Annotated in this window: 2 protein-coding genes; both read left to right on the forward strand. The window is 59.1% G+C overall.

All coding sequences use genetic code 11. The features are described from left to right. Positions 1 to 17: 17 nt before the first annotated feature. The gene (locus HF690_RS00005; RefSeq protein WP_168608021.1) at positions 18 to 6,866 is read left to right on the forward strand and encodes a type I polyketide synthase; all 6,849 of its coding nucleotides are present in this window, start codon (positions 18 to 20) and stop codon (positions 6,864 to 6,866) included. Further along, positions 6,866 to 13,570, forward strand: a complete 6,705-nt coding sequence (locus HF690_RS00010; protein WP_168608022.1) for a non-ribosomal peptide synthetase — start codon at positions 6,866 to 6,868, stop codon at positions 13,568 to 13,570. The genes HF690_RS00005 and HF690_RS00010 overlap by 1 nt, the downstream gene beginning before the upstream one ends. The last annotated feature ends 35 nt before the right edge of the window (positions 13,571 to 13,605 follow it).

The following is a 13,605-nucleotide window of genomic DNA, read 5'->3' on the forward strand; positions in this document are numbered from 1 at the left end:
ATCAGGAACGGGTGTTCGTGGAACTGGGCGCAGGCCAGAGCCTGGGTTCGTTCGTCAAGCAGCATTCGTCCTCGGGTCGCGATGCGGCAGTCGCGGCGACGATCCGTTCGCCGTTCCAGACGCAGCGCGACGACGCGTTCCTGCTGGGCGCGGTGGGCCAACTGTGGCGCTCGGGCATTGAGCCGGACTGGGCGGCGTTCTACCGTGAGGAACGCCGGCTGAAGGTCTCGCTGCCGACCTACGTCTTCGACCGGCAACGCTATTGGGTCGAGGCTGCGAAACAGGGCGCGGCTGCCGAGGGCGCCCACGACGGCAAGATTGCAGATATCGGGCGCTGGTTCTATGCGGAAAAATGGCGTGAAACCACGCTCGGCCAAGTCCGGGAGACGACGAATGCGACCTGGCTTGTGCTGTTCGATGAAAGCCCTGCGGGGCAGGCATTGACCGAGAAGCTGCGAGCAACAGCGAAGCGAGTCGTGACGGTCGCGATACATCCGGCTCGAACCTTTGCCCAGCCACATGCCGACCATTATCTGATCGATCCTGCCGATCCCGCGCACTTGAAACGGGTGATCCAGGAGATGCAGCAAGCCGGCATCATCCCGAATCGGATCGTGCATCTTGGACACCTAACGGAGGAGGATGATTTCGATGCTCTGCAGGCCATGGGATACCTCAGTCTGCTGACGTTGATGCAAGGCCTCGGGGCAAATCGGATTCTGACGCCGATTCAACTCGATATCGTCTCGAACGGTCTGTATGCCGCGCGATCGAACGATGTAGTCAGCGCAAACAAGAGCACACTGATTGGCGCAATTCGCACCATCCCGCAGGAGTACCAGAATGTCACCGTGCGTAGCATCGACATGGATGCTGTCGATGCGGGCACCACGGTCGAGTGTTTACTGAGGGAAATCACGACTTCTACGGAGGACGTGGCAGTGGCCTATCGTGCTGGCGCACGGTTGGTTCAGCGTTATGAGTCCGAACTGCTGGACGAAGTCGCCGAGGAACGGGACATATTGCGGCAGGGCGGTGTCTATGTGATCACGGGTGGACTCGGCAACGTGGGCCTGACGCTGGCCGACATGCTGACCCGTCGTTACGGAGCTCGCGTCGCGCTGATTTCGCGCCGAGCCTTCCCCGAGCGAGGGCAATGGGACACGTGGCTTGCCGAACACGATCCGGAAGACTCGGTCTGTCGGCAAATCGTCAAGATACTCGACATGGAAGCTGCAGGCGGTGAAGTCGCGGTGCACACCGCGAACGTTGCTGACGAAGCGCGGATGAGCGAAGTGTTCGCCTGGTTGGATGAACACTTCGGTCGGGTGCATGGCGTGTTTCATGCCGCGGGACTCATCACCGGCGAGTCGCACAGCATCATCGCAAGCGCGAACAAGGAGCAGGTCGACAAGCACTTCGCGCCGAAGGTATGCGGAACCCGGGTGCTTGCCCGGCTCCTGGACACACGCCAGGCAGACTTCTGCATGGTGTTCTCATCGCTCTCGGCCGTTCTGGGTGGCCTCACGCTGTCGGCCTATGCGGCCGCGAATGCATTCGAGGACAACTTCGCGTTGTCGCGACGCAATGTGGACGGCACGCGCTGGGTCTCGGTGAACTGGGACAGCTGGGCACGCGATCACGGTTCGCAGGATCACAAGGGAACAACCCTGGAAGCGTTCCTCATGTGGCCGGAGGAGGGCGCCGAAGCCGTTCGTCGGGTACTGGGGGCGAGCAGTTCTTCGCGTCTGGTCAACTCGACGGCGGATCTGCATGCTCGACTGGACCAGTGGGTCTATCGCAAGCAATCCCCGCTCGCCGAGACGAATGTCGAGCGCAAGCTTTCCTACTACGCACGCCCCGAGGTGAGCACCGCCTTCGTTGCGGCCAGCAACGACATCGAGAAGCGGGTCGCGCGAGTATTCCAGGATGTGCTCGGAATCGAAGCCGTAGGACTCGAAGACAATTTCTTTGAACTTGGCGGCAATTCACTGATATCTCTGAAAATTCTAGCCGAGCTTCAGCGCGAGTTCGACGTGCAGCTCTCGCCGATTCTGATGTTCGAAGCACCCAGCGTCAGTTCGATCAGCAAGCACTTGCTGCCCCTTTGCGGGAGCGGAGAATCGAAGGCCAAGACTTCGCCGGTTCCGGTGCCGGCCAAGCGCAAGCGACGCGCGAGGCGTAAGGTCGTGTCCTCGGATATCGCGATCATCGGCATGGCCGCTCGCGGTCCGGGAGCATCGGATTTCGCTGCACTGTGGGAGAACGCGCTGAACGGCGTCGAATCGATGACGCAGTTCTCCGATGACGAACTCTTTGCCTCGGGTATCGATCCCGCACTGGTCCGCAACCCGAACTACGTCAAATCGCGCGGCATCGTCACGGATATCGACTTGTTCGATCCGGGCGTGTTCGGCATCAGCCCGCGTGAAGCGGAATTGATGGATCCGCAGCACCGATTGATGCTGGAGACTGCTTGGCAGACTCTGGAACATGGCGGATATGATCCGTATCGCTACGACGGGCAGATCGGCATCTTCGCCGGGGCAAGGCCGAGCGATTATCAGATGATCCTGCACGCTGACCGTGAATTGTGGTCGGAGCTGGAAGCCGCGGATACGCACCTGGCCAATACCCAGGATTCTCTCGCGACGCGCATTTCCTACAAGCTTCATCTGAAGGGACCGAGTCTCTCCGTCGGCACCTACTGCTCGACTTCGGGCGTGGCGATTCATCTCGCAGGCCAGAGTCTGCGGGTCGGCGAGTCCGACATGGCTCTCGCCGGAGCCGTATCCTTCTTCGTTCCGGGACGGCGCGGTTATCTCTACGAGCCGGGCGATCAGGCGTCGCCAGACGGCCATACGCGAACTTTCGATGCCCGAGCACAGGGAACGGTGTTCTCCGACGGCGTCGGCATGGTTCTGCTCAAGCGGCTGGAAGATGCGATCGAAGACGGCGATACGATTCACGCCGTCATCCGCGGCACCGCGATCAACAATGACGGCTCCTTGAAGGCCGGCTACACCGCGCCGAGCGTCGAGCAGCAAGCTGAAGTGGTATCCCTGGCGCTCGAAAACGCCGGACTGAGCGCCGAGGACATCCACTACGTCGAAGCACACGGTACGGCCACGGAACTGGGTGATCCGATCGAAGTCACCGCACTGACCAAGGCCTATCGCGAGAGCACCGACCGGGTGGGGTACTGCGCCCTGGGTTCAATCAAGCCCAATATCGGGCACACCGACCGCGCCGCTGGCGTGATCGGTGTGATCAAGGCAACACATGTGCTGAAGTCGGGTCAGGTTCCGCCGACGCTGCACTTCGAGCGCCCGAATCCCAAGATCGATCTGGCCAACAGTCCTTTCATCGTAAGCAATCAGCGTCAGCAACTCCCAGTCACGAATACGCCGTGGCGGGCAGGTGTGACAGTGCTCGGCCTGGGTGGCACGAATGCTCACATCATCCTTGAGCAGAGTCCTTCACCAGCTCCGACATCCGACGGCAAGACCTGGAACTTCCTGACCTTGTCGGCGAAGACATCCGGATCACTCGACGTCATGCGCGAGAATCTGGCAGACGCTCTGGAAGCCAATGAGGATATCCATCTCTCGGATGCGGCTTTCACACTGCAGTGCGGACGCCGGGAATTCGGCGAGCGACTGGCTGTCGTCGGTCGCGACCGGAGCGAGATGATCCGAGCGCTTCGCGGTCAGAATGCGGATCGTTGCTTCCGCAACGCGAAGAACTCGGGCAAGCGACCTGTCGCATTCCTTTTCCCTGGCGTGGGCGAACAATATGTCTCCATGGCCGCGGGCCTGTATGCGGAAGAAGCCGTCTTCCGTCAGGAAATGGACGTCTGTTTCGAACTCCTGGAGGCAGAATTCGATATCGATCTGCGTGCGATTCTGTTTGCGGACGGTATCGATGCTTCCGAAAGGGCGAAACAATTCCTGCGCGGCACCGCTCCGCAGGATGACGCATCGAAACGTCTGAGCCAGACGCAGTACGCGCAACCTTGCATGTTCGTAATCGAATACTGCTTGGCCCGCTTGCTGATGAGCTGGGGACTCGTCCCTGAAGCGCTGTTGGGCTACAGCGTCGGTGAATTCGCCGCGGCGGCACTCGCCGGCATCCTGTCGCTTCCCGACGCGCTGCGACTGGTCGCGGGCCGTGCCCGCGTCATCGCCGAACTCCCGGACGGAGCCATGCTGGCGGTTCCCTTGCCGGCGAGCGAGATTGAGCCGCTACTGGGCCAAGAACTCGCGATCGGCATCAACAATGGACCGAATCTCACGATCGTGTCCGGACCAACGGCTGCGATTGAGACACTGGAAGCGGAACTGAATTCGCGCGATGTAGTAAGTCGCCGGTTGCAGACAAACCATGCGTTCCACTCCCCCATGATGAAGGGGGCGGCGGAAGCACTGCGGGATTTGTTGTCGAAGATCGATTTGCACGCACCGCAATTCCCCTGCCTGTCTAACGTCACCGGTGAATGGATCACCGATGAGGATGCTACCGATCGCGAGTATTGGGTCAGGCACATGTGCGGAACGGCTCATTTCTCTCAGTGCCTGGATACACTCTGGACCCGCAACGATTGGGCCATGGTCGAAGTCGGGCCGGGGCAGAGCCTCACCTCACTGGTCAAGCAGCAGGCTTTGGAACGGGGTCATACGACGCCAGCGGTTGCCGTGTCGACTATGCGTACAGCGTACGTGCAGGATGACGATCAGGCGTTACTCACAGCAGCGTTGGCAAAGCTCTGGGTTTCCGGCGTGGCGCCCGACTGGGAGGCCTACTATGCCGACGAGCAACGACGCCGCATTCCGCTGCCGACCTATGCCTTTGACCGCCAGCGCTACTGGATCGACACCGAAATGGAAGAGGTGTCCCTGGCGAGTCGCCTGATGACACAGGCTGAGAAGTCCCCGCTGTCGGACTCGTTTTACCTGCCGTCTTGGAAACCTGCCGGCACAGTCGACGGAGCGTTGGAAGCGGCCGCTCCCGCGGAGGGGGCGTGCTGGCTGATCTTCGCCGACGCGAACGGTATCGGCGACGCGCTCGCCGCAGCGGTGAAACCGCTCGGCATCAAGTCGGTGCTGGTTTACCAAGGCGATATGTTCTCGGTTTCCGAAGATGGATCCCTGACCGTCCGCGCTTCGGAGCGAGACGATTACATCGCGGTGCTGAAGGAACTCAAGCAGCGAAAACTCACGCCTGATCGCATCGTGCACCTGTGGGCGACGGAGCAATGGGAAATCGATCTGGACGATGCGCTGCAAGAGCAACTGGACAAGGGTTTCTACAGTCTGTTCCATCTGGCTCAAGCCATCGGCGAACGTCTGGGCGACACGCCGGTCGAGCTGTGCATGGTCGCCAGCGACCTGGAACCGGTACTGGGTACGGAGACGATCCATCCGGCCAAGGCCACACTGAAGGGGCCGTGCAAGGTGATCCGTCAGGAATTCGCGACGGTCACCTGCCGCAGCATCGACCTGTTCTCGTCCGAAGAAGTGGACCTGGGCGCGGAGCATTTTGGATCACGCCTAGCCGCGGAAATCCTGTCCGGCGGCGAGGATCAGTTCGCCGCGTTCCGTGAAGGCGAACGCTGGATTCCGTTCGCCGAACCGGTGCGAATCGACGCGCCGAAGGATGTCGTACCGCGCCTGAAAGAGGACGGGGTCTATCTCATCACGGGCGGCCTTGGCGGCATCGGCTTCGCCTTCGCCGAGTACCTGTACCGAACGCAGTCGGCCAAACTAGTACTGCTGGGCCGTTCTGGACTGCCGCCGCGCGAAGAGTGGGACGAGATCCTGGCCGCGAATGCGGAAGACCGGATCGCCGAGCGGGTACGTAAGGTTCATGACCTCACCGAGGCCGGCGCCGAAATACTGCTGATCACGGCGGATGTGGCCAATGCAGAGCAGATGGAAGCGGCTGTGAGCGAGGCTGTGGAGCGCTTCGGCACGATCGACGGCGTGTTCCACGCGGCAGGTCTGCCCGGTCAGGGACTGACGCAGCTCAAGACCGTCGAGGCGGTGGCGCAAGTCATGGCGCCGAAGATCCAGGGCACGCTGGCGCTCGATCGTGCCTTGAACAAGGCGGGCGTGGAACTGGACTTCCTGATTCTGGTGTCGTCGATCGCGGCGATCACCGGCGGTGGCCCCGGCCAGATCGACTACTGCGCGGCGAACGCATTCCTGGATGCGTTTGCGCAGCGCCATCGTCACAGACATGGCCTGACGGTAGCGATCAACTTCGGCGAATGGCAGTGGGATGCGTGGAGCGATGGTCTAAAGGGCTATCAGCCGGAAGTACAGGAAGCACTGCAGCAGCACCGCCGGCAGTTCGGCATCACCTTCGAAGAAGGTATGGAAGGCATTCGCCGCATTCTTGCGCTGGATGTACCGCAGATGATCCTGCTTCCCGAGGATGCGGTGGCGATGATCGAGGGCAGTAACAGTTGCGCAGTCAGCACGATTTCGAGCGCTGTGCAAACGTCCCGAGGACGCCGTATGGCGGCCTATCCGCGCCCGGCGCTATCGACCCCGTTCGTGACGGCGAGCAGTGAAATGGAGCAAAGAATCGCCTCGGTCTGGCAGGAAGTTCTCGGCATCGAGGAAATCGGTATCGACGACAACTTCTTCGACCTCGGCGGCAATTCATTGGTTGGACTCCAGTTGATCGGTCGGATCAATCGAGACCTGGACATGAGCATCCAGTTGAGCTGCATCTACGAATACTCAACAGCCAGGGACCAAGCCGAAATGATCGAGGAAATCCTGATGATCCAAGAGGTGGGTTTGGAACAGGAACAGGCCGATACGAGCCTGAGCGGCGACTACATCGAGGATGTTGTGTAATGTCTACGGCACAGTTTCTAGGGATGCTGAAAAAGCTGAACGTCAAGCTCTGGCTCGAGGACGGTACATTACGAGTCAGGGCATTGCCCGATGTACTGACCGCCGAACTGAAATCAGAACTGAGCGAACGCAAACCGGAAATCATCCGGCTTCTCCAGAACCTGTCCCACGGTTCTGGCGAGAAGCGAATCGAGGCTCGCTCCGGGAATGAAGAGTCGATTCCGCTCTCCTATGCCCAAAAAAGGCTGTGGTTCCTCGAGCAACTGCAGCCCGGGGTGCCGGCATACAACACGTTCGGTCTTGGCGAAGTCCGGCAGAAGATCGACTTAGCGGTACTCGAGCGCACCGTTGACGAGCTGGTTCGACGACATGAAATTCTGCGAACCAGTTTCCCCTCGGTCGATGGCGTGCCGGTTCAATGCATTGCACCCACGGCAGAGGTTCTTCAGCCCATGGTCGACCTTTCGACATGGACGGAAGAGGAACAGGCTGTCGAAATTCGTCGCCGGATTCTCGAGGAATCCAAGACGCCCTTTGATCTTGCCTGCGGTCCTCTGTTGCGCATTGGCTTGCTCAAGTTGGCAGAGGATAGCTATCTCTGGCTGCAGAGCATCCATCACATCATCAGTGACGACTGGTCGCTAAAGGTGATGGAGCAGGAACTGAACGCGCTTTACGCCGCATTTTCAGCAGACCTTCCTTCGCCATTGCCGGAACTGCCGATCCAGTGGGCGGATTTTTCGATCTGGCAGCACGAGTGGTTGAAAGGGAAGGTTATTCAATCGCACATCGATTACTGGACTAAGCACCTGGAAGGGGAACTGCCGGTCCTCAACCTGGCCAGGAACCGATCAAGGCAGTTGGAAACACGTGGCTGCTGCGGAAATTTCTTCTTTCCGCCCTCGCTATCCACCTCATTGCTGAAATTTTGCGAGACCGAGCGCGTCACCTTGTTCATGATGCTGGTCGCCGGGTACTCCGCGCTCCTGTCTCGATACACCCTCCAAGACGACGTCATCATCGGCTCGGCAGTTTCCGACCGCGGCCGTGTGGAAACTGAGAGCCTGATCGGCTGCTTCTTGAATACGCTGCCGTTGCGGGTACGCGTCAACGAAAAGGTTAGTTTCCGAGAACTTCTTCATGAAGTCCGGGACACTTGTCGGGCTGCATTCAATCACAGCGCGGTTCCCTACGAGGAACTGATGCCGAAGCTGAAGGTAACGCGTGACATCAGCGGTTCGCCATTGTTTCAAACGATGCTGGTCCTGTTGAATTCACCCAATGCTGAGCGCGATACCGACTCGTTCCTGATTCCGCTGGAATACGAGGACGAATCGGCAGAAATCAAGGATGTCGAGGACGCCTACGGGAGCTATACCCCTTACATCGGCAACGACACGACTAAATTCGATCTCTCTGTCACGCTGGAAGAGACCCCATCAGGACTCCGCGGCAGGACGGAATTCAATGGCGATCTTTTCGATCAGCAGGAAATCGGAAAGCTCATCGAACGACTCCAGGTGTTTCTGGGAAGCGTTATCACAAACCCGGATCGCCCCATCGAAGACGTCGCACTGCTGACCACAGCCGAACGCGAAACGATTCTGTCGGATTGGGCTAGGGGGCCGACGCAAGAAACGGACGTTGCGCAACTGCATGAATTCGTGGAACGCCAGGCTGCGCTCCGTCCATCGGCCATCGCCATTGGGGAAGGGGACTCAACACTGAGCTATGCCGAGTTGAACGCCCGCGCCAATCAATTGGCGCGGGCTCTGGAAAATCGCGGTTTCGCTCCCGAATCTCGCGCAGGTATTCTTTTCGAACGTTCCAGCCAGATGCTGATTGCGCTGTTGGCGGTTCTTAAAGCCGGCGGTGCGTGCGTTCCCCTTGATCCGGCCACACCGGTGCAGCGCCTCGAATTCATCGTCAAAGACGCAATCATCGACATGCTTCTGACGATGTCGGACAGTGACGTGGGGCTGGACACTGCAACCAAGGCCGTTTTCCATCTTGATCGCGAGCATGCGGAGATTCTGAAGGAGGACTCGTCAAACCTGCCGTCGATAGGCGATTCACAGTCGCTCGCCTGCGTACTCTACACATCAGGTTCAACGGGACGCCCCAAAGGAGTAATGCTCTCGCATGGCGCTCTGGTCAACTATGCCGTGGGGGCCAGCAGGGATTACGGCATCGAACCTTCCGATCGCGTGCTGCAATTTGCTTCGATCGCATTCGATGCGAGTTTCGAGGAGATCTTCTCCACCTTTGCCAACGGTGCGGCACTGATTCTGCGTACTGAGGACATGCTGGATTCCAGCGAGCATTTCATGGGCCGTTGTGAGCATATGGGGATCACAGTCCTCATGCTCCCGACGGCCTACTGGCATGAAGTGGCGAACGATCTCGATCGCGTCGTCTTACCAGCCATGCTGCGCTGCGTAGTGATCGGCGGTGAACGCGCTTCGCCGGAAGCCTTGGTGCAATGGCAAGCAAAAACAGCGGGGCGGATCGACCTGTTCAACACCTATGGTCCGACCGAGACTGCCATTGCTGTAACGCGGCATCTATGTCCAGCTCGACCGGATTCGGGTGGCCAGCTGAAGGAAGTCTCATTGGGCCGCCCCGTGGCCAATGTCGCGGTGTACATACTGGATCGGGCCATGCGACCGGTTCCCCCTTATATGGAGGGGGAAATCTACGTCGGCGGCGCCGGTGTCTCCTTGGGGTATCTGAACCGTCCAGATCTGACGTCAGAACGCTTTATCGACGACCCCTTCGGGTCGCCAGGAAGTCGACTCTACCGAACGGGTGATCTGGGTCGCTATAACGCCGACGGCGAAATCGAGTACCTGGGGCGAAATGATTTTCAGGTGAAGATCCGGGGATTCCGGATCGAATTGGGGGAGATCGAGGCCAAACTGGCATCGTGCGCCAGTGTCGCCGCGAGCGTGGTTGTCGCTCGAGAGGACCGGCCAGGAGACAAGCGTCTGGTCGCCTATGTTCGAGCACAACCCGGAAGCACGCTTTCGGCTTCGGAGCTGCGCGCAGCGCTCGCGGAACAGTTGCCTGACTACATGGTGCCCAGTGCATTTGTAGTGCTGGAAGACTTTCCTTTGACCGTCAACGGCAAGCTGGACCGCAAGGCACTTCCAACTCCTGAGGCTGGGGCGTTCGCCATACAGGAATACGAAGCGCCGATCGGGGCTGTCGAGAGAACCATCGCTGAAATCTGGCAGGACTTGCTGGGTGTCGAGCGCGTAGGCCGACATGACAACTTCTTCGAGTTGGGTGGGCATTCACTGCTGGGCGTACGGCTATTGGCCCGAATGCGGCAGGCAAACCTGTTGGCCGATGTACGCACGCTATTCGCAACCCCGACCTTGTCCGCATTGGCGGCAACAATCGGTGGTGACGAAACCGCCGTTGTCGTGCCAGAGAATCTCATTCCGGCGGATGCGACCGAAATCACGCCGGATATGCTGTCGCTCGTCGAATTGACGTCTGCAGAGCTTCAAAGCGTCATAGATAGCGTGCCGGGTGGGGCCGCGAACGTCCAGGACATCTATCCTCTGACGCCGCTGCAAGAGGGCATGCTGTTCCACTACATGATGGCGACGGACAGCGATCCCTATCAAGTCAGGGGGCAGGCCACCTTCGAGAGTCGTACTCATCTCGATGATTATCTGGCCGCATTGCAATTCGCGATCGACCGCCACGACATGCTGCGAACCGGAATTGTATGGGAGGGCGTGTCCGAGCCGGTTCAGGTCGTTTGGAGAAAGGCCGAATTGGCGGTGGAGGAACTCGCTCTATCCGCAAGCGATGGAGACGTCGCAGAACAGCTTTGGGCGCGTTTCGATTCGCGGCAATATCGCCTCAATCTACGGCAGGCTCCCTTGTTTCGAATGTTTGTGGTGTACGACGAAGGGAATGATCGATGGATTGCCCTTCAGGTTTTGCATCACCTGTGCATGGACAACATGGCGCAGGACCATCTGAAGACAGAGATCGCGGCGTACCTCGAGGGACGCCAGGCCGAGCTTCCGGCCGCGCAGCCGTTCCGCAACTTCGTGGCGCAAGCCCGTCTGGGCGTAAGTGCTTCGGAGCACGAGACGTTTTTCCGGGAAATGCTCAGTGACGTCGAGGAACCGACCATGCCATTCGGTCTTGCCGATGTGCGCGGCGACGGAAGCGGAATCGGCGAGGCCCGGCAAACAGTTGACACGGGACTGGCGCGACGACTTCGAACGCGGGCCAGAACGCTCGGCGTGAGCGCTGCGAGCCTGTGCTATCTGGCCTGGGCTCTGGTGCTCGCACGCGTGTCGGACCGAGACGATGTCGTGTTCGGCACCGTGCTTTTCGGTCGCACGCAGGGCGAGAATGCCCTGGGTCTGGGCATCAACACGCTGCCGATTCGGATACGCATCGATGAAAACAGCGTGGATGCGAGCGTGCGGACAGTGCATGGCTTGATCAGCCGGTTGCTGCGGCACGAGCATGCATCGCTGGCCCTGGCGCAAAACTGCAGCGGTGTGCAAATGCCTGCACCATTGTTCAGTGCCCTCCTGAATTATCGACACGGGAAAAACGAACAGGAGCGCGAGATATCGGCACAGCAGAGTGGTGCAACGAACCTGCGTGCGGAAGAGAGAACCAACTATCCACTGACACTGGCCGTCAGCGATCTCGGCGAAGGGTTTGAACTATTGGCGCAGGTGCATGCCTCGATCAGTCCCACAGGGGTATGCGCGATGATGCACCGTGCATTGGAGCAACTGGTCGACGCGCTGGAGCGTGCACCATCAAGCCCTTTGTGTCAGCTGGATGTGCTGGATCTGGAAGAGCGGAACCAGGTCATTGAAGCCTTCAATGACACGCACGCGGACTATCCGCAGAGCCACTGTCTGCATGAAATGTTCGAAGAGCAGGCCAGCAAGACTCCGACTGCAATAGCCCTGATATTCGAGGGGCGTGCGCTGACATACAGAGAGTTGAATACTCGCGCAAATCAGGTTGCGCATCACTTGCTCGAACAGGGCGTCCGGCCCGACGATCGCGTGGCGCTCTGCGCCGAGCGCAGTCCGGAAATGGTCATCGGCCTGATTGGCATCTTGAAGGCGGGCGGATGCTATGTACCTCTGGACCCGGATTATCCGAGCGACCGCATCGCATACATGTTGACGGACAGCGCACCCAAGGCCGTGCTGACACAGGCCACATTGCGTGATCGACTGCCTCTCGTCTCGGTGCCGGTGACCGTTCTGGATGAGGTGGGAGGCGATATCGATCGCCAGAGGGAGGACGATCCGGCGGTTCAGGAACTGTCCGACTCTCATCTGGCTTATGTCATCTATACGTCTGGTTCCACTGGCAAACCGAAGGGCGTGATGGTCGAACATCGCGGCATTGTGAACCGTCTTCAGTGGATGCAGGATGCCTACCAAATCGATGAAACGGATCGCGTCCTGCAAAAGACGCCGTTCAGTTTCGACGTCTCGGTCTGGGAATTCTTCTGGCCGCTTTCAAACGGAGCGAGGATCGTTCTCGCAGAACCGGGAGGGCACAAGGATCCCGGCTATCTGCGGGATCTGATCGTGAGTGAAAAGGTAACGGTGACTCACTTCGTGCCGTCCATGCTGAGACCGTTCCTGAGTGTCGAAGGCATCGACAGGTGCGTTAGCCTCCGATACGTGTTCTGCAGCGGCGAAGAATTGTCTTCGGATATCGCGCGAGACTTCCTTTCGTCATCGACGGCGGATCTCCACAACCTCTATGGGCCGACGGAAGCGTCCATCGATGTCACCTTCCATCATTGCGAAAAGCAAGCTATAGACTCAGCGATACCGATCGGGCGTCCGATAGCCAACACGAAGATTTATATTTTGGATGATCGGATGCGACCGGTTCCCATCGGAGTCGCAGGAGAGATCTACATTGCTGGAGTTGGCATCGCGCGAGGATATCTGAACCGTCCGAACCTGACAGCGGAGCGGTTCATTCATGACCCCTTCGGGCCACAGGGAGGTCGGCTCTACCGCACCGGCGACCTCGGCCGCTACAACACAGCGGGCGAGATCGAGTATCTGGGTCGTAACGATTTCCAGGTAAAAGTGCGGGGGTTCCGGATCGAGCTGGGGGAAATCGAGGCTCAGCTGGCCTCATGCGAGGGGGTTGCTGCAAGTGTAGTCATCGCTCGCGAAGATCGTCCCGGAGACAAACAGCTGGTTGGCTATTTCCGCACAGAGAGCGGAAGCGAAGTTTCCGCAGCGGATCTACGTGCAGCGCTTTCGGAGAAATTGCCCGACTACATGGTGCCGAGCGCATTCGTGGCGATGGAGGAGTTCCCGCTTACCGTCAGCGGAAAACTGGATCGCAAAGCGTTTCCGGCACCGGAAACAGATGCCTTTGCAACCCAGGAATACGAAGCACCGGTTGGCGAAGTCGAAAGTGCGATAGCGGGGATCTGGAAGGACCTTCTTGGTATAGATCGAGTCGGTCGGCATGACAATTTCTTCGAATTGGGCGGACACTCCCTGCTGGCCGTGCGACTCATAGCCCGAATGCGTCAGGAAGGTCTGCAAACGGACGTTCGTACGCTCTTTGCGGCACCGTCCGTCATGCAACTTGCTGAACAAGCCCTCGTTATAGCCGGTTCGAATTCGAACACGCCGAAAGAAGATGAATACCAGGAAGGATTCATCTGATATTGGAATTGAAGACTACTACGAGATTTCGTAGG

Origin of the sequence: Oleiagrimonas citrea (genome assembly GCF_012395255.1) — a bacterium.
Taxonomy (GTDB): Bacteria; Pseudomonadota; Gammaproteobacteria; order Xanthomonadales; family Rhodanobacteraceae; genus Oleiagrimonas; species Oleiagrimonas citrea.